At 50.5% G+C, this 17,086-nt stretch carries 17 protein-coding genes, 3 tRNA genes and 2 pseudogenes; 13 read left to right on the forward strand and 9 right to left on the reverse strand.

Annotation, left to right across the window (positions count from 1 at the left end; genetic code table 11):
* Positions 1-76: 76 nt before the first annotated feature.
* Positions 77-883 (forward strand): adenosylmethionine decarboxylase, encoded by an 807-nt coding sequence (speD, locus tag C2M17_RS06760; RefSeq protein WP_105200081.1) that lies wholly within the window; start codon positions 77-79, stop codon positions 881-883.
* Between the two features lie 24 nt (positions 884-907).
* On the opposite strand, the gene C2M17_RS06765 is transcribed toward speD, so the two are convergent.
* Complete coding sequence (locus C2M17_RS06765) at positions 908-1,807, reverse strand: phosphoribulokinase (RefSeq protein ID WP_105200082.1); 900 nt, start codon at positions 1,805-1,807, stop codon at positions 908-910.
* Positions 1,808-1,944: 137 nt separating this feature from the next.
* Between C2M17_RS06765 and C2M17_RS06770 the strand changes: the two genes are divergently transcribed.
* Positions 1,945-2,847 carry a hypothetical protein gene (locus C2M17_RS06770; protein WP_105200083.1) on the forward strand — a complete coding sequence of 301 codons (903 nt, stop codon included), beginning with the start codon at positions 1,945-1,947 and terminating at the stop codon, positions 2,845-2,847.
* Here C2M17_RS06770 and C2M17_RS06775 read toward each other — a convergent pair whose 3' ends face one another.
* The 5 genes from C2M17_RS06775 to C2M17_RS06795 form a co-directional block, all read right to left on the reverse strand.
* On the reverse strand, positions 2,848-3,522 hold the full coding sequence (locus tag C2M17_RS06775; protein WP_105200084.1) for a hypothetical protein: 675 nt from the start codon (positions 3,520-3,522) through the stop codon (positions 2,848-2,850). It abuts the gene before it with no gap.
* Positions 3,523-3,528: 6 nt separating this feature from the next.
* The gene (locus C2M17_RS06780) at positions 3,529-3,882 is read right to left on the reverse strand and encodes a DUF2750 domain-containing protein (protein WP_105200085.1); all 354 of its coding nucleotides are present in this window, start codon (positions 3,880-3,882) and stop codon (positions 3,529-3,531) included.
* 5 nt (positions 3,883-3,887) lie between these two features.
* Positions 3,888-4,460, reverse strand: a complete 573-nt coding sequence (locus C2M17_RS06785) for a glutathione S-transferase family protein (protein WP_105200086.1) — start codon at positions 4,458-4,460, stop codon at positions 3,888-3,890.
* 86 nt (positions 4,461-4,546) lie between these two features.
* Positions 4,547-4,828, reverse strand: coding sequence for a peptidylprolyl isomerase (locus C2M17_RS06790; protein ID WP_105200087.1), 282 nt, complete (start codon positions 4,826-4,828; stop codon positions 4,547-4,549).
* An 84-nt stretch (positions 4,829-4,912) separates the two neighbouring features.
* Positions 4,913-5,464 (reverse strand): glutathione peroxidase, encoded by a 552-nt coding sequence (locus tag C2M17_RS06795; protein WP_105200088.1) that lies wholly within the window; start codon positions 5,462-5,464, stop codon positions 4,913-4,915.
* Positions 5,465-5,542: 78 nt separating this feature from the next.
* On the opposite strand from C2M17_RS06795, the gene C2M17_RS06800 reads away from it, so the two are divergent.
* A complete protein-coding gene (locus tag C2M17_RS06800; RefSeq protein WP_105200089.1) occupies positions 5,543-6,031 on the forward strand; it encodes a GNAT family N-acetyltransferase in 489 nt (162 codons plus the stop codon).
* Here C2M17_RS06800 and asd read toward each other — a convergent pair.
* Positions 6,020-6,886, reverse strand: a complete 867-nt coding sequence (gene asd / locus C2M17_RS06805; RefSeq protein ID WP_105200090.1) for an archaetidylserine decarboxylase — start codon at positions 6,884-6,886, stop codon at positions 6,020-6,022. The two genes, C2M17_RS06800 and asd, sit on opposite strands and share 12 nt — an antisense overlap.
* A gap of 118 nt (positions 6,887-7,004) precedes the next feature.
* On the reverse strand, positions 7,005-8,063 hold the full coding sequence (rsgA, locus tag C2M17_RS06810; protein ID WP_105200091.1) for a small ribosomal subunit biogenesis GTPase RsgA: 1,059 nt from the start codon (positions 8,061-8,063) through the stop codon (positions 7,005-7,007).
* A gap of 116 nt (positions 8,064-8,179) precedes the next feature.
* Between rsgA and orn the strand changes: the two genes are divergently transcribed.
* From orn to C2M17_RS06830, 4 genes are all read left to right on the forward strand, one after another.
* Positions 8,180-8,725 (forward strand): oligoribonuclease, encoded by a 546-nt coding sequence (gene orn / locus C2M17_RS06815; RefSeq protein WP_105200092.1) that lies wholly within the window; start codon positions 8,180-8,182, stop codon positions 8,723-8,725.
* A gap of 176 nt (positions 8,726-8,901) precedes the next feature.
* A tRNA-Gly gene (locus tag C2M17_RS06820) sits at positions 8,902-8,977 on the forward strand.
* A gap of 132 nt (positions 8,978-9,109) precedes the next feature.
* Positions 9,110-9,185, forward strand: a tRNA-Gly gene (locus C2M17_RS06825).
* An 81-nt stretch (positions 9,186-9,266) separates the two neighbouring features.
* Positions 9,267-9,342, forward strand: a tRNA-Gly gene (locus C2M17_RS06830).
* Positions 9,343-9,474: 132 nt separating this feature from the next.
* Here C2M17_RS06830 and queG read toward each other — a convergent pair.
* Entirely contained in the window at positions 9,475-10,641 is a 1,167-nt protein-coding gene (gene queG, locus C2M17_RS06835) for a tRNA epoxyqueuosine(34) reductase QueG (RefSeq protein ID WP_105200093.1), read from the reverse strand.
* A gap of 12 nt (positions 10,642-10,653) precedes the next feature.
* Between queG and C2M17_RS06840 the strand changes: the two genes are divergently transcribed.
* The 6 genes and pseudogenes from C2M17_RS06840 to hfq all read left to right on the forward strand — a co-directional run bounded on the left by C2M17_RS06840 (position 10,654) and on the right by hfq (position 17,078).
* Positions 10,654-12,141, forward strand: a complete 1,488-nt coding sequence (locus tag C2M17_RS06840; RefSeq protein WP_105200094.1) for an NAD(P)H-hydrate dehydratase — start codon at positions 10,654-10,656, stop codon at positions 12,139-12,141.
* Positions 12,142-12,148: 7 nt separating this feature from the next.
* Entirely contained in the window at positions 12,149-12,619 is a 471-nt protein-coding gene (gene tsaE, locus C2M17_RS06845) for a tRNA (adenosine(37)-N6)-threonylcarbamoyltransferase complex ATPase subunit type 1 TsaE (protein WP_105200095.1), read from the forward strand.
* Positions 12,612-13,951, forward strand: a pseudogene (locus C2M17_RS06850) (N-acetylmuramoyl-L-alanine amidase). The gene tsaE and the pseudogene C2M17_RS06850 overlap by 8 nt, the downstream one beginning before the upstream one ends.
* An 8-nt stretch (positions 13,952-13,959) precedes the next feature.
* Positions 13,960-15,807: a DNA mismatch repair endonuclease MutL gene (mutL, locus tag C2M17_RS06855; protein ID WP_105200096.1), complete on the forward strand. Its 1,848-nt coding sequence runs from the start codon at positions 13,960-13,962 to the stop codon at positions 15,805-15,807.
* A 6-nt stretch (positions 15,808-15,813) separates the two neighbouring features.
* The gene (gene miaA / locus C2M17_RS06860; protein ID WP_105200097.1) at positions 15,814-16,731 is read left to right on the forward strand and encodes a tRNA (adenosine(37)-N6)-dimethylallyltransferase MiaA; all 918 of its coding nucleotides are present in this window, start codon (positions 15,814-15,816) and stop codon (positions 16,729-16,731) included.
* 79 nt (positions 16,732-16,810) lie between these two features.
* Positions 16,811-17,078, forward strand: a pseudogene (gene hfq, locus C2M17_RS06865) (RNA chaperone Hfq).
* Positions 17,079-17,086: the final 8 nt, after the last annotated feature.

Raw genomic sequence — 17,086 nt, forward strand, 5'->3', positions numbered from 1 at the left:
CCAAATTGGGCTAAAATCCGCCCTCTTTTTTGAGTCCCTGAGTGACTTTTGTGACTAGGTTTGAGGTTGGTTTATAGTGAACAAGCCCTTTGATAAAATTAAGCTTCATGGTTTCAATAACTTAACCAAAAGCTTAAGTTTTAGTATTTACGATATTTGCTATGCGAAAACAGAGCAACAACGTAAAGAATACATTGAATATATTGATGAGCAATACAGTGCTGATCGTCTTACGGACATTCTTGGTGAAGTCGTTGACATTATTGGCGCCAATATCCTTAATGTTGCCCGTCAGGATTATGACCCTCAAGGGGCCAGTGTAACTATTCTGATCTCGGAAGAGCCGGTAGACGAACAGAGCTTTGACAGCGAAGAAACGCCGGGGCCATTACCTGAGTCTGTGGTTGCGCACCTGGATAAAAGCCATATTTGTGTGCACACCTACCCAGAGTCGCACCCGCATGATGGTATTTGTACCTTCCGTGCTGATATCGAAGTATCAACCTGTGGTATTATTTCGCCACTTAAAGCGTTGAACTTCTTGATCCACTCGTTGGAATCGGACGTGGTAACTATTGACTACCGTGTGCGTGGTTTTACCCGTGACGTTAACGGTGTTAAGCATTATATCGACCATGCCATTAATTCGATTCAGAATTACATGACTGATGATACCAAAGAGCTGTATCAGATGATGGACGTGAATGTGTACCAGGAGAACCTGTTCCACACCAAGATGATGCTTAAAGAAACGGATTTAAATACTTACCTGTTCGGTGTAACCACCGATGAGCTTGAAGAAAGCGAGCAGGAAGAAATCCGTGAGCGTTTAAACCGCGAGATCCAAGAGATCTTCTACGGTCGCAACCTACCAGAAGCTTAATCCTTTAAGCTTTATTAGCGCCGGCTAGATGGGTAAATCTGCTGGCGCTAAATGTTCTAAAGCCCGCTTTTTCACTAATAATTCTTTGATCAGCGGCGTTAACAACAACTCCATTGCCAAACCCATTTTACCGCCGGGCACCACAAGTGTGTTCATTCGCGACATAAAGCTGCCATCTATCATCTGCAAAAAGTAGGGGAAGTCGACGCTGTCGATGCCACGAAAACGGATCACCACAAAGCTTTCGTCCAGTGAGGGAATGTCCTTGGCACTAAAAGGGTTGGAAGTATCCACAGTAGGCACGCGCTGAAAGTTAATATGAGTGCGCGAGAACTGCGGGGTGATATGGTTTACGTAATCATCCATGCTGCGCAGTATGGAGTCCATCACCGCCTCTCGGGAGTGTCCACGCTCCGAGGTATCGCGGATCAGTTTTTGTATCCACTCAAGGTTGATGATGGGCACCATGCCAATCAGGAGGTCGACATGCTTGGCCACATCATGCTCTTCGTCAACCACACCACCGTGTAAGCCTTCGTAGAACATCAAATCTGTACCGCTTTCTAAATCCTGCCAGGGTGTGAAGGTGCCCGGAAGTTGGTTGTAGGGCACGGCTTCATCAAAGGTATGTAGATAACGACGCACCTTGCCGCTGCCGGTTTCGCCATAGTTGGTAAACAGCTGTTCTAGGGCGGCAAAATCATTGGCTTCACGACCAAAATAACTGATATGACGACCTTGTTGCTCTGCTTCGCGTATTTTCTTATCCATCTCGGGGCGGGTATAGCGGTGGAAGCTATCGCCTTCGATAAACGCGGCGTTGACGTCCAGGCTGCGGAAAATATGCTTAATGGCATTGGTGGTGGTGGTAGTGCCCGCACCTGAAGAACCGGTAATCGCGACAATGGGATGTTTGGCCGACATAAGATTAATCGTTTGTTAACTCAAATACCCTTTATAAAGGGGCTTCCATGTTAAATCAAGGCGCGGTTTGCCCTAAAGGGATTTCACGCTAGTATAGAAGGGCAAATTTAAGAGCAAAAATAAGAACGAAAACAATAATGAAATTAACGACTTTAAAGGTATTAAGCTTGCTGTGTTGCAGCCCGCTGGCCTTGGCCCAGAGCCAAATACTGCTGTTGCAACACGATGAGCAGGGACAACCCGAAGTGCTGGCGGTAAGCGAACGAGGAACTTACAGTAATCAACCTGCGATAAGTAAGGCTGGCGTCTACTACAGTTATGAAATAGGCACTGATAAGCAGGCACAAAAGGAGATCTTCTTTTACGACTTCGCCACCCAAGACCGTCGCAATATCAGTAATACCCCAGCTTACAGCGAATATTCGCCTACTCTGGTGCCAGGTTTAAATGCCTTGTCGGTCGTAGTGCCAGGTTTAAACGCCTTGTCGGCTGTGGTGGTTGAGCCCGATGGGGGGCAAAAGCTTTGGTCTTACCCCCTGGGTGAGTCGGCGCCAAGCACACGCATCCTGGATAACGGCCTCACCATAGGTTATCACGCTTGGGGAGCACGGCAGGACTTGCTGGTGTTTGCTCTTGGTGAGCCGCACAGCGCCAAATACTTTAATCTGGCCGAGCCGGAAAAAATCCATCATGTGGCCGATAATCCAGGTCGTGGCTTTAGCTATAACCCGGCGCTGGGCGTCTTCACCTTTACCCAGCAGCAGGACTTGCAAAACTGGTTTAGCAGCTTTGCCCCAGACACGAAAACCGTGACCCAGCTGTTTCGTTTGCCACAAGGAGTGCAGGACTATACCTGGGTGACGGATAAGACCATAGCCTATGCCTACGGCGGGCGGGTATATCAAAAGCAGTTACAGAGCGCCAAAGCGGCCAGCCTGTGGCATGATTTAAGCGAATACTGTGCAGGAAATATCACCCGACTGAGCTATTTGCCCGAGGGCGATAAGCTGGCTTTTGTCTGTGAGGATAAGGCGCCCTAGTTAGCTGCGGGCGCAGAAGCGCTGCCAATGGCTATGAGCATTAACTATGCGTACCCCGCGGACAATCTTTTGCAGGGTGCGCAGATCGGCAAAATCATCTTCGGGGTAGTCTTTTAGTCCCATCAGATAATAAAAGCCGGGTTTGCAGCCAAGCTGCATGGCGCTGATGCGAATGCTTTGCTCAAAGTTAAGGCGCAAACTGCTGAGCGCGGTTTTATGACCTTGTTGATCCACGGTCGGCAGATGGCATTTTTGCATATACCCGGCGCGCTCGCCTTCACCAGAGAACCAAATACGGGCCTTTTCACTGTAACGCCCTGACTTTGATGGTAAGTCGAATAATAAGCGGCTGTGCTGCTGCGTTTTGATGAAATCGACATATTCACTCAGACCACAGGCAAACAAATGCGGGTGGATGGGGATTTTACGGGCCTTGATCTTGCCATGGGTGTGCAGGTGTAGCACGGGGATGGTGCTGGTGATATCGACATCACCCAGTTCTAAGGAAGCGAGTTCATCGCTAAAACCACCGCTGTAATAGGCCAGCAGCGGCAGCCAAAAATGCCAATGCTTGGGCTGCTCGCGCGCTTGTTTGTCATCACCATAAACATACCCGGAAAACAGGGTATGCAACTCCATACTGGTAAATGGCCGCCGGCCTAAATGGGTCTTCACTAGGTACTAATCGGTTAGCGCGCTCACCAAGGACTTGGCCGACAGCTCGGTGCAGACCTGATTATCCCAGTTGATACCCACCATGACATTATCATCGATTAACTGAGGGGCGAAGTCCTCAAGCACTTCCTCGAGGGGCAATGAGAAAGGGCTAAACCCTTGCCAGTCACCTGTGCATTGCGCCTGAGCCAGCTCTTCGCTGTGCCACATAAGCAATACATCCTGGTTGTCGTCATAGGCGGAGCTGACCGAGGCGATACCGCCGTCATCACTGCCGAGCAACCAGATCTCTTTACTTTGTTGCACTTGGTCGCAGAATAATTCCCACTGCGATTCAATTTCAATGTCGTCATGTGCCATCTTAATTACCCCTGTCTTGGATCGGTTGCTTGTGCGTGTGGTGATGTTTTCTGGGCTTGCCAAAAAGCCATGAGTGCCGGGTAAGGCGTTACATCATGCAGCTCTCTAAATTGTAGCCAATCAAGTAGACAAAACAGGCTGGCGCATACGTAGCTATGCTGTATAGCCGCTACCTGTTGCTCTAGGGCATCAAGGCACAGGGCGATACGCTGTTTTTGCAAGTCGAAAAATAAGTGTTCTTCATTGGTGTCAAAGCCGGAGCGCTGGCTTAACAGCAGCTCTATGGCCGAGTCATTGGCGGCATTGATAACCGTGAGTTGATTGCGCTCATCCCAACTCATGCTGGGCAGTTTAAAGTGCGCACTTAGGTATTCGTACACCACATTGGAGTCGTAAATGACCTGTTCGCCATCGACCAAAAAGGGAATTTTAGCCACTGGACTGTGAGCCAAAAGGAATTTTCTGCCATCGGGCGAAAAAATATCAAGGTGTTGAAAAGAAACCGCTAGATTGTGCTGTTTACACCAGATGCGTAAGCGACGAGCGAAAGGAGACGTGTTGGAGCCATACAGTTGCATTGCCAAACCTGCCGTAAGCGTGAGTCTGTGTTCGAGAGCTCAAACATAACAGGCTTGGCGGTCAATGCAACTGAAATTTAAAGGAATTAATCGCTACGACTGGTAACCTCAAGAAGGTGATAGCCGAACTGGGTTTGCACCGGGCCCTGAACTACATTAAGAGGGGCCGAAAATACCACTTTATCAAATTCTGGCACCATCATACCCGGGCCAAATTCACCGAGGGCACCGCCATCTTGCGAACTTGGACACATGGAATGCAACTTTGCTAATTCTGCAAAATCAGCGCCTTGCTCAATTTGTTCCTTCAGATCAAGACACAGGGCCTCGTTGTCTACCAGTATGTGACGCGCACTTGCCAATGTCATATTTACTCTCCATATCTTCTTTATAATCAATGAGACAAGACTAGCTTGCTAGCCCTGAGTTGGCCACCGTAATTGTGTTAAAGTTTAGTCTTTGTGAGCGAGGGCTTGTTCAATTGCCTTGGTGAGTTCGCTCGACAGCGGCTTGGTACGGCTGTTAAAGCGTTGTACCTGCTGTCTATCCTTGCTCACCAGATATTTGTAAAAGTTCCAATTGGGCGAGCTGGTTTTCTTGTTGAGGTATTGAAATACCGGATGGGCATCTGAGCCACGCACCGACACCGGCGCCATCATGGTAAAGGTCACGCCATAATTGATAAAGCAGACCTTGGCAGTGTCTTTTTCCTCATCTTCTTCTTGGAAAAAATCATCGGAAGGGAAACCCAAAATCACCAGCCCCTGGTCTTTGTATTTTTGATGCAGCTGTTCGAGCTCTTTAAATTGGGGCGTAAAGCCGCAATTACTGGCGGTGTTGACTATCAGCAAGGGCGAGTCTTTAAACTCACACAGGTTGATGCTTTGCTCGGAGCGCAGTTTGCGCACCTGGATATCGGTAAAGTCGCCACATTCCTGGTTGTCACTGGCATAAGCCAGGCTCGTAGCCAATAAGAATAAGCTGGCGAGAAATAATTTAAACATGTTCGTTCTCAAGTTATTGTTAGTTTTAATATATAGGTTAGTATCGGCACATTAGATCACCCAGCTTGTGGCTGAAATATGTTTGTACCTGCACAGATTGAAGACTTACCCAGTATAGTCGCCATTTATAATCAAACCATCCCCAGTCGCATGGTGACCGCCGACACCGAGTTGGTGAGCGTTGAGTCGCGTCGAGAGTGGTTTCTATCCCATAACGATAAACGCCCCATCTATGTTTACAAAGACGGTGATAAGGTGGTGGGCTGGTTGAGCTTTAAATCCTTCTATGGTCGTCCTGCCTACGAGCAAACCGTGGAGATCGCAATTTACCTGTGTGAATCGGTGCGCGGTCGCGGATTAGGCAAACTGAGCCTAGCATTTGCCGAGCAGCAGGCGCATCGTTTGGGGGTGACCAATTTGTTGGCCTTTATATTCAGCCATAACATACCGAGCATGCGTTTGTTTAAACAGGCTGGTTTTAGCCAGTGGGGCGAGTTGCCTAAGGTGGCGATTATGGATGGCCAGAGTTACAACCTGACCATCCTGGGGAAGTGTCTAGTCGACTAATTTCGCAAAAGGCGTGCCCATGCGGGTGACGGCTTCAGGCACTTGAGTGCTGATAAAGTCGGCCTGATTAGCACCCCAAGCCATTACTACGGTGGAGCCCAGTTTAAAGCGGCCCATTTCTTCACCTTTTTTCAGGTGCACGGCGCGGTCGCCTGTGCTCGGGTAATCCCAACTGAACACGTCTTTACCCGCTGGTGGTGTTACCGTGCCGGCCCAAATGGTTTCTATGCTGGCGACTATGGTGGCGCCGACCAAGACCATGGCAAGGGGGCCTATCTCGGTGTCGAATATGGCTACCACACGCTCGTTACGGGCGAACAGGTTAGGCACGTTTTGCGCCGTTAACGGGTTAACCGAGAATAAATCGCCCGGCACGTAAATCATGCGTTTTAGCGTACCATCGACAGGCATATGAATACGGTGATAATCCTTGGGCGCCAGGTAGATGGTAGCAAACTTACCGCCTAAAAACGGCTGGGCATCCTCGGCCTTACCGCCAAGCAGGGCTTCAAGGCTGTAGTAGTGGCCCTTGGCCTGCACTAATTGACCATCAAGAATATCACCGAGTTGGCTAATGGCGCCGTCCACCGGGTGGGCGACAATGTTTGCATCTTCAGCCAAGGGGCGAATACCCGGCTTAAGAGGACGGGTGAAGAACTCATTAAAGGTTTGATAATGCTCGGGAGCTTCATGCAATGCTTCGCTCATATCAATTTTATATTGTTTAATAAACAACTTGATAAGGGCAGTGGTTAGTTTACCCGCTTTGGCAGCAGCCAGTTTACCAACCAAACGGGATACGCCGTGTTTTGGCAATGCATATTGAAAAGCAATTTTTACTTTATCTAAGTTCACTGTTTAATTCTCAAAATATTTTTACGAATGGTAGCTAAATCAAGGAGTAAAAACCATAGCCTAATAAACAGGCAAGGCGTTGGCGGCCGTTTCCTGCCGCCGCGGGTTAGCGCTCGGCTTACACTCTTGGATTACGTGCCCCGGCGCGGCCATCTGCCATGGATTCGATAATCCTGTGGTAGTTCTCAAAACGAAACTCGGCAATATCACCATTTTCCACGGCTTCGCGTAATAAACAGCCAGGATCGTCCAGATGTTTGCAGTCCCTGAACTTACAGCCGCCTAAGAACTGGCGAAACTCTTTAAAACACCAAGCCACACGCTCAGGCTCTAAATGCCATAAACCGAATTCGCGAATTCCCGGTGAGTCAATTAGATTACCGCCGCTGGGCAGGTGATGCAGGCGCGAGACAGTGGTGGTATGTTGCCCTAGGCCGCTGTTAGAGGAGACTTCCTGAGTGAGGATCTCGGCATCGGGCAGCAGGGTATTAACTAGGCTTGATTTACCGACGCCACTTTGCCCCACGAAAATACTGTTTTTATCGACCAGCTCGGCTTTAAGGTGCTCTATGCCTTCACCGCTGTGGCTACTGACCAGATGAATGTCGTAGCCCAGCTCATGATATTCGGCGAGTATTTCCATAAACATATCGCGGTCTTCATCCTCAAGCATGTCGACCTTATTTAACAGTAAGACAGGGGCTATGCCCATGTCTTCGCAGGCAACGATATAACGGTCGATAATTTGCGTGCTGAACTCGGGCACCACGGCCGATACCATAAGGATCTGGTCGATGTTGGCGGCCACCACCTTAACGCCATCATAAAAGTCCGGGCGGGTAAGCTGAGAGCGGCGCTCTTCAACCAGTTCCACCACGCCGGCAATATCGCCGTCGCTGACGTTGGCGCGGCGAAACAGCACCTCATCGCCACAGACTAGGCTGGTTACTGTGCGGCGAATATTACAGCGAAGTACATCGCCGTCGGGCGTTTCTATGTCGGCATGTTGGCCAAAACGACTGACCACAACCCCAGGCTCCTGAGCGCCGAGGTTATCGCTATCGAATTCGCTTGTTTGGGTGTCGGCTGAGCTTTCTTTAGCGCGTTGTAAGCGCTTTTGATGATTGGCTCGAATGCGTCGAGCCTGGCCTTTGGACAGTTTTTGCTTTTTTGCCACGCGGTCTCTGTACTTAGCTGGGCTAAACCTTTTTAAAAAAGCTTTAGGTCTATGAGTTAAGCTAATATGATATATCTTATTGCGTTAAACCGAAAGTAAAGCAGGGTTAGGTTGATATGGCTGTGAATGATAAGAATTTAGTGTGGTTGGATTTGGAAATGACGGGGTTGGACCCAGAGCAGGATAGGATCCTGGAAATTGCCACCATAATCACAGACAGCGAACTCAATATCCTGGCTCAGGGCCCGGTTATAGCAATAAAGCAAAGTGATGAGTTACTTGATGGCATGGACCAGTGGTGCACCAACCAACATGGCAAGTCGGGTTTAACGGCGCGATGCAAGGCCAGTGAGGTAACTGAGCAAGAGGCCATGGCTGATACCCTGGCATTTTTAGAGCAGTGGGTACCCAAAGGAGCTTCGCCCCTGTGTGGCAATTCCATCGGCCAGGACCGCCGTTTTCTTGTGCGTTATATGCCCGAGCTTGATAATTACTTCCATTACCGCAGCATTGATGTCAGTACCATCAAAGAGTTGGCGCGACGCTGGCAACCGGAAGTACTTGATAAGGTAAAAAAGCAGGGATCGCACCTGGCACTGGACGATATCAAGGACTCGATCATGGAATTGCAGGTTTATCGTACAGAAATCTTCAAAATTTAAAAAAATCCCAAAAAAGGGCTTGCAAAGAAGGGGCAATCTTGTAGAATCCTGCCCCGCTTAAGACGAACATGAATGTGTTAATTTTGAGCTATATATGAAGCGGCACTAGCTCAGCTGCTAAAACGTTAGACGCAACCTGTTGCGCTCCTGCGGGAAATTTATGAGCGACCTATGAAGCGGCACTAGCTCAGCTGGTAGAGCGCAACCTTGCCAAGGTTGAGGTCACGAGTTCGAACCTCGTGTGCCGCTCCAAATTTTCACTCGTTTAGCTCAACGTTTGAATCTCACTCAGAGCACTTATGAAGCGGCACTAGCTCAGCTGCTAAATTGCAAAGCCGCAACCTCAGGTTGCGACCAGCGATAAAACAAAGAGCAACCTATGAAGCGGCACTAGCTCAGCTGGTAGAGCGCAACCTTGCCAAGGTTGAGGTCACGAGTTCGAACCTCGTGTGCCGCTCCAAATTTTCACTCGTTTAGCTCAACGTTTGAATCTCACTCAGAGCACTTATGAAGCAGCATATTTTTGCTTCAGACCTATGAAGCGGCACTAGCTCAGCTGGTAGAGCGCAACCTTGCCAAGGTTGAGGTCACGAGTTCGAACCTCGTGTGCCGCTCCAATTTTCCCCATTTAATAAAAATCCCTCTTTTTAACAGCAAAAATTTACCAATGCCTTGTCGTGCGTGGTATTTATAACTTCGAATCCTTAATTGCTCGTCCTAACTAGAGGTCCCGAACTACGCGTCCCGAACTACGCGTCTCGAACTAAGCCTTTTTCAACGGCGCGAACAAGTCGCAGAGTTTTCTTTTGTGTGCTAATCACCTTGACCTCTATGGCTTGTGCTTTTCGTTGTTGCTGCGCTAATGCCCAGTGAATATGCTCGCCGACCAACTCATCGACTTCACTGAGTCGCTCCTCAAGGGCTTGCACTATGGCTTGATCATAAGGGGCGTTACCCAGAGCCACGGCAATATTGCGAAGCCAGCGTTGATGACCGATGCGGCGTATCGGGCTGCCTTCGGTATTCTTTAAAAAGGTCGCTTCGTCCCAAGCAAAGAGGGCAAGCAGACTTTTATCGCGTAATTGCGCTCGGGCATGAAAGTCTTGCTCGGCGGTGATTTGGCCATAGCGATTCCAAGGGCAGATCAGCTGGCAATCATCACAGCCATAAATACGGTTGCCCATGGCCTGACGGTACTGCTCGGGGATAGCGCCTTTAAGCTCTATGGTCAGGTAGGAAATACATTTGCGGGCATCGACCACAAAGGGTTCTACTATGGCGCCGGTAGGGCACATGGTCATGCAGGCCACGCAGTTGCCACAGTCCCCTTGGCTGGCTAAGCGCTCGGTGGGGTCATCCACGGGCAGGGGAATATCGATAAACAATTCACCCAAGAAGAACCAGGAGCCGGCCTGCTTATCGATAATTAAGCTGTGTTTGCCGGTAAAACCAAGCCCGGCCTTGGCGGCCAGCTGGCGCTCTAATACAGGAGCCGAGTCGACAAAGGGGCGAAAGGCAAGACTTTCTACCTGCTCGCTGATGCGCTCTCCTAGTTTCTTAATGCGGTTGCGCATAAGCTTATGGTAATCGCGTCCCAGGGCGTAGCGACTAATATAAGCAAGATTTGGGTCCTTTAAGGTTTTTGCGAAGCCTGCATCGGGGGGCAGATAGTGCATTTTTAGGGAGATCACCCGCTGCGTGCCCGGTACCAGCTCGTCCGGGCGAGAGCGTTTGGTGCCATGCTCGGCCATAAAGTTCATTTCGCCGTGATACCCTAAATCGAGCCAGCGTTGCAGCTGAGCTTCATGCTGGCGCAAATCGATATCGCAGATCGCCGCGTCGGCAAAACCCAGTTCGCTTGCCCATTGCTTAATTTGCTGGGCTAGTTCAGGATAATTGATAGTGTCTTGAGGCAAAAGTAAACAACCATGTATCTTAACTACAGTACTAATTTACCACAGCAGGCTTATAGCCCCCAACAGTTAAGAGAAAACGAGGCGCATGCGGCCAAGCACTGCGGCATTAGCATGACGGAGCTGATGGCAACCGCTGGTGGCGCTGTAGCGGCCTGGGTGCAGGCCCATTATGCCAATAACCAGCGAGTGCTGGTGCTGGTAGGCAGCGGCAATAATGGCGGCGATGGTTTCGTTGTTGCCGAGCAACTAAGACGTGCCGGTTACTCTGTGCAGGTGTGGCCCCTGTTATCCTTAGCTCACTTGGGAAGCGACGCCAAAGAAATGATGCAGCGCTATAAAAATGGCGGTGGTGAGTGCGTGGCAAAGCCCAATTTGCACCAGTTTGAGTTGATCATAGACGGTGTCTTTGGCATTGGTCTGGATCGCCCTCTGAGCCCGGAACTGCAAGACACCTTTACACATCTTAATGAATTGCGTGCGGTGCGTATTGCCATCGATGTTCCCAGCGGCGTAAATGCCACAAGCGGTGAGGTTTACCCCGGCGCTTTTGCCGCGCACCATACCCTGACCTTTATCGGCTTAAAACAGGGGATGCTCACCGGACGAGCCAAGGCGCAATGTGGCTTACTCTGGTTTGCGCCTTTGGGCGTGGATCAGGCCTTTGCTCATATCTGTATGCCGAAGGCGCGTCGCCTAATTCATGATGAGATGATGAGAAAACGCCCGCAGCGCCAGCCCTGTGCCCATAAAAATAATGCCGGTCATGTGCTGGTGATAGGTGGTGGCCCAGGCATGGCCGGAGCCGCGCGTTTGGCCAGTGAGGCAGCGCTTCGTTGCGGTGCCGGCCTGGTCAGCGTGGCGACCCACCCGGAAAATGTCATGGCGGTATTGCAGGGGCGTTTTGAGTTGATGGTGCATGGGGTTGAGACGCCGGAGCAATTGATGCCGCTGCTCGACAAGGCTTCGGTGCTGGTGGTAGGGCCCGGACTGGGGCAGTGCCAATGGGCTCAAACCTTATTGCAGCAGGTGCTAAAGCAGGGCAAGGACAAAGTTAAGGTGCTTGATGCCGATGCCCTTAACCTGCTGGCTCAAAACCCTCAGGAACTAGAAAAAGCCGTGTTGACGCCGCACCCAAAAGAGGCGGCCAGGCTGTTGAATACCTCGGTGGCTGAAGTTGAAGCCAACCGCTTTGCGGCGCTAACCGAGTTGGTAAAGCATTATCGGGCAACCGCGCTGTTAAAAGGGCCGGGTACCTTGATTGCTTGTGAGCAAAGACTGTGGATCAACAGCAGTGGCAGCGAGGTACTAGCGAGTGCTGGGATGGGTGATGTATTATCTGGTATTATAGCTGCTTTATTAGCCCAGGGCCTGAGTGCCCAGGATGCGACATGCCTTGGTGCCTACTTGCATGGGTTTGCTGCCGAGCAAGCGGCGGCACAAGGCGGCAAGGGGCTATTAGCCAGCGATTTATTCCCAGTTTTAAGAGCATTAGTAGGATAAGCAATAGATGAGTCATGAATTTCACCAGTATTTAGCCGATGAAGCGGCCACCGTGGCCTTTGGCAACACTCTCGCCAAATTTGTGGCGGGCGGTGTGGTGATTTATCTTTATGGCGATCTGGGGGCGGGTAAAACCACCTTGAGTCGCGGTCTAGTGCAAGGGCTGGGCCATAAAGGCAAGGTTAAGAGTCCCACCTATACCTTGGTGGAACCTTACGAACTGCCCGAGGTCAATATATATCATTTTGATTTATATCGATTAGCTGATCCCGAAGAACTGGAGTTTATGGGGATCAGGGATTATTTTGATAATAGTGCCGTATGTATTCTAGAGTGGCCAAGTAAGGGTGCCGGGATGATCCCTCGCGCCGATTTAAAAATCACCTTAGAGTATAACGGCGAAGCGCGTGAGATCAGCATTCTTGCCGACACCGAGCGAGGCGCTGACATAGTAACGAAGTTAAAAGGCAATGCTTAAAACAATTATAACCGCGAGCAAGATTACCTTAAGTTGCATACTAGTGCTGTGGGCTGCGGCCGCATCGGCACAGAATAAAATTGAAGGGGTGCGGGTTTGGCCGTCGCCGGATAGTACCCCATCGTATTCGATATGGCCGAAAAGCCGGATTACAGCTTTTTTATGCTCAGTAATCCGCGGCGCCTGGTGGTGGATATTAATAACACCGCCCGACACAGCGACTTTCCGAACATAGAAAAAAAGCATCAACTCGTTGATGTGATCCGCGCCAGCAAGCCAAAAAAAGCCGGCTCTACCCGAGTGGTGTTTGAATTACTTAAACCGACAAAGCCCGTGCTCTTTGCTCTGGCACCAACTGGTCCCTATAAAGACCGCTTGGTGATCGACCTGTACGATAAAAGCGCCAACCAAAGCGCCGAGAAAACACCTAAGAATCGCGTGCTTGAAACCAATCGTGACATAGTGATTGCCATAGATGCCGGTCATGGCGGTGAAGATCCGGGCTCTATAGGCCCAAGCGGTACCTATGAAAAAGACATTACTCTGAAAATTGCCAAGCGCCTGGAGCGTTTGATTAATGCCGAGCGTGGCATGAAGGCACATTTGGTGCGCAGTGGCGATTACTTTATCAAGGTCAACTCACGTAGCGCCAAGGCCCGTGAAAGCAAGGCCGACTTCCTGGTTTCTATTCACGCGGATGCTTTCACCAGCCCGCAGCCAAGAGGGGCTTCGGTGTGGGTGTTGTCGCTGCGCCGGGCTAACTCGGAAATCGGTAAATGGATTGAGGACAGGGAAAAACATTCAGAGCTTCTTGGTGGTGCTGCGGATGTGATTCGTGATACCGCCAGTGAAAAATACCTGGCGCAGACGCTGCTTGATATGTCCATGGATCATTCCATGAAAACCGGCTTTAAGATTGCCGAAGAGGCGGTTAAAGAGCTGAGCAAGGTCGCGAAAATGCATAAACGCTATCCGCAGGCGGCGAGCTTGGGGGTATTGAAATCACCGGATATTCCATCCATCCTGGTTGAAACCGGCTTTATTTCCAACCCACAGGAAGAGCGTTTATTGCTTTCGGCGGGGCATCAGGAAAAGCTGGCACAGGCTGTGTTTAAATCGATCCGCGGCTATTATCAGCAAAATCCGCCGGATGATTCCCTGTTCGCCACCATTAAGGCGCAGAATCCAACCCGCCACAAGATCTCCCGTGGTGAGTCGTTAAGCGTGGTTGCCAGCCGTTATGGTGTATCGGTGAGCGACCTGAAGCGGGCTAACAAACTCAAATCAGATCGGGTCTATATCGGCCAGGTACTGACCATTCCCAGCACCTAAGTGAGCTTATGAGTATAGAGATATTACCGGCGCGTTTGGCTAACCAAATCGCCGCCGGTGAGGTTGTTGAGCGTCCTGCATCCGTGGTTAAAGAGCTGGTTGAAAACAGCCTGGATGCCGGTGCCACCCGCATTCGCGTCGACATTGAGCGCGGCGGCCATAAGCTTATTCGTATTAGTGATAATGGCAGCGGTATTGCCAAAGACGAGCTCACCCTGGCGCTATCGCGTCATGCCACCAGTAAGCTGAAAAGTCTCGATGATCTGGAAAATATTTGCTCTTTGGGCTTTCGTGGTGAAGCCCTGGCGTCGATTAGCTCGGTCTCTCGACTGACGCTTAAATCCAAGCCCGCAGCGCAAGCAGAAGCCTGGCAGGCCTTTGCCGAGGGGCGGGATATGGCGGTGCAGGTACAGCCGACGGCGCATCCGGACGGCACCAGTATCGAAGTAAAAGATCTGTTTTTTAATACCCCGGCGCGGCGCAAATTTTTACGTACCGAAAAGACTGAGTTTAGCCATATCGATGAACTGCTTAAGCGTATAGCCCTCAGCCGCCTCGATATCGCTCTGACCTTAACACACAATGGCAAGGTGGTACGCCAGTATCGCCCTGTGTCCGAAGAGCAGGCGGTGAAGCGTATTGCGCAGGTCGCCGGCAAGGGCTTTGCCGAGCAGGGCATGCACCTGCAAAGTGGCGAACAGGGCCTGTATTTGCACGGCTGGATCATGCCTCAGGAAACCCAAACCGAGCCGCAATACACCTATGTAAATGGCCGCATGATGCGCGATAAGCTGATCTTGCATGCAATTCGCCAGGCCTTTGAAGAGCATGTGGGCGCCACCCATGTGCCGGCCTTTGTGCTGTATTTGGAAATCGACCCTCGCCAGGTGGATGTGAATGTGCATCCGGCTAAACACGAGGTGCGTTTTCATCAGGCGCGCCTGGTGCATGACTTTATTTTGCAGGCGGTGCAGCAGTTAATCACTACCGAGCAAAGCCTGTTTGGCCACCAGGAAGCGCAGCTGCCAACACAAGCCGCGACGCCGAGTGAGTATGGTGATTATCCGAAATCCCATTTACAGCCGCAGCTTATGCAGCCGCAATCTGAATCTCAAACTTGGGGAAGCGCTTCATCAGTTTCAGCTAGGGCGTCATCGGGTGGCGGCAATGCGAGTGCGGGCTATGGTGCTAAAGCACCCGGCTCAGCGCCCAAAGCGGCACAAATTGAACAGGTTAATCGCTTTTATCAGGGCATTAGCGAGGTGCAGGCGCATAGCTTTACTCAGGCCGCGCAGCAGGTTGCGCCAGTAGCAGGAGCGACAGCTTTAGGGCAAAACGTCGACATTCTCCCTTTAAATCAGGGGCGCTGCGCCCTAAGCCAGGAAGGCGAGCTTTACCTGGGCCATTGGCGCAGTGTGTTATTACCAGCTTGGCAGCAAGGGCTTGAAGCAGATGCACAGTTGCCGGGAAGGGCACTGTTACTGCCGGTGCGGGTGGCTATCAATAGCGAAGAGTTTACCCGGCTGGAGGCAAGCCAGTCCTGGCTGGCGGTGCTGGGCTTTGATCTGGAGCTGGTAAAACAGCATGTGATGGTCAAACGTTTACCCAGCTGTTTGTACAGTGTGGACGCCAAACAGGTGATCGAATGTGTATTGGCGGCGCCGCTCAGTGAAAAAGATGGCGAACAGCCCTGGCTGCAATGGCTGGCAAGTCAGGTGCCGGAGACTTACTTTGACGGTCAGGACTTTCTTAACTGGCGCTTGCGGCTGCAAAAATGCCCCGAGATTATGCAGCACTTACAGCAAAAAGCCGTTAAAATAGACGTATCCCAGTACCTCAACCAAATAAGCGTCTAAAGTTCCGTGAGTACACTGCCAGTTATATTTTTAATGGGGCCAACGGCCTCGGGTAAAACCGATCTAGCCATTGAGCTCTGCAAGCACTTCGATACCGAAGTGATCAGTGTCGACTCGGCCCTGGTATATAAGGGCATGGACATAGGTACGGCCAAACCTAATGCCGAAGAGCTGGCAAAAGCGCCGCATCGATTAATCGATATTATCGACCCGGCGGAAAGTTACTCCATGGCGGATTTTCGCAGCGATGCTCTGGCGCATATCAAGGAGCTGCACGCTCAGGGCAAGGTGCCCCTGTTGGTGGGTGGTACCATGATGTATTTCAAAGGCTTGCTTGAGGGCTTGTCGCCTTTGCCCGAGGCGGATGAAGCGGTGCGGGCCGAGTTGGAAAAAGAAGCCAAGGAGCAAGGCTGGCCAGCCTTGCATCAGCAGCTGCAGGAGATCGATCCTCAGGCCGCGGCGAAAATCAATGCCAATGATTCGCAGCGTATTAACCGTGCCCTAGAGGTGTACCGCATTAGCGGCAAGACCATGACGGAGTTACAGCAAAACAAGGCGCAAGCTCTTGATTTTCCTGTTTATCAGTTTGCCATTGCGCCAAGCGATCGCAAGGTGCTGCACCAGCGTATTGAGAAAAGATTCAAAATAATGCTGGAGCAGGGGTTTGAAAATGAAGTTTTGTCCTTATATAACAGGGATGATTTGCATCCAGATTTGCCATCGATACGTTGTGTCTGCTATAGACAAATGTGGGATTACATCGCCGGTGAAATTGACTATGATGAGATGGTTTTTCGCGGCATTGCGGCAACCCGTCAGTTAGCAAAACGTCAGCTGACCTGGTTACGCGGTTGGTCGGACCTCACCTGGCTTGAAAGTGGGGATAGTGAAAACTTGCAACGTATAGTAAGTTCGCTAAGCTAGTATTATTGGAACGATTTTTGTTTTAAGTATGTTCCAGATATAGTTACATAATAACATCTATAAACTAAGGAAAATAACAATGGCAAAAGGCCAATCGTTACAAGACCCATTTTTGAATGCGTTACGTCGTGAACGTGTTCCTGTTTCTATCTTTTTAGTTAACGGCATTAAACTGCAAGGTAAAAATTCAGTCATTTGACCAATTTGTGATCTTGCTTGAAAACACAGTAAACCAAATGGTGTATAAGCACGCGATTTCGACCGTAGTGCCGGCCCGTTCAGTTAATTTCCACGGTGCGCAAGGAACAGACGCGCCAGAGTCAGAAGAAGGGAATTTTAATCAGTAGGAGCAGTG

The sequence above is a fragment of the Pseudoalteromonas sp. T1lg10 genome (assembly GCF_002964545.1).
Lineage (GTDB): Bacteria > Pseudomonadota > Gammaproteobacteria > Enterobacterales > Alteromonadaceae > Pseudoalteromonas.

Excerpts from the sequence above, each read along its gene's own strand:
- C2M17_RS06765 (WP_105200082.1), bottom strand. The coding sequence starts at position 1,807 with ATGTCGGCCAAACATCCCATTGTCGCGATTACCGGTTCTTCAGGTGCG.
- C2M17_RS06770 (WP_105200083.1), top strand. The coding sequence starts at position 1,945 with ATGAAATTAACGACTTTAAAGGTATTAAGCTTGCTGTGTTGCAGCCCG.
- C2M17_RS06780 (WP_105200085.1), bottom strand. The coding sequence starts at position 3,882 with ATGGCACATGACGACATTGAAATTGAATCGCAGTGGGAATTATTCTGC.
- C2M17_RS06785 (WP_105200086.1), bottom strand. The coding sequence starts at position 4,460 with ATGCAACTGTATGGCTCCAACACGTCTCCTTTCGCTCGTCGCTTACGC.
- C2M17_RS06790 (WP_105200087.1), bottom strand. The coding sequence starts at position 4,828 with ATGACATTGGCAAGTGCGCGTCACATACTGGTAGACAACGAGGCCCTG.
- C2M17_RS06795 (WP_105200088.1), bottom strand. The coding sequence starts at position 5,464 with ATGTTTAAATTATTTCTCGCCAGCTTATTCTTATTGGCTACGAGCCTG.
- C2M17_RS06800 (WP_105200089.1), top strand. The coding sequence starts at position 5,543 with ATGTTTGTACCTGCACAGATTGAAGACTTACCCAGTATAGTCGCCATT.
- orn (WP_105200092.1), top strand. The coding sequence starts at position 8,180 with ATGGCTGTGAATGATAAGAATTTAGTGTGGTTGGATTTGGAAATGACG.
- C2M17_RS06840 (WP_105200094.1), top strand. The coding sequence starts at position 10,654 with ATGTATCTTAACTACAGTACTAATTTACCACAGCAGGCTTATAGCCCC.
- tsaE (WP_105200095.1), top strand. The coding sequence starts at position 12,149 with ATGAGTCATGAATTTCACCAGTATTTAGCCGATGAAGCGGCCACCGTG.
- mutL (WP_105200096.1), top strand. The coding sequence starts at position 13,960 with ATGAGTATAGAGATATTACCGGCGCGTTTGGCTAACCAAATCGCCGCC.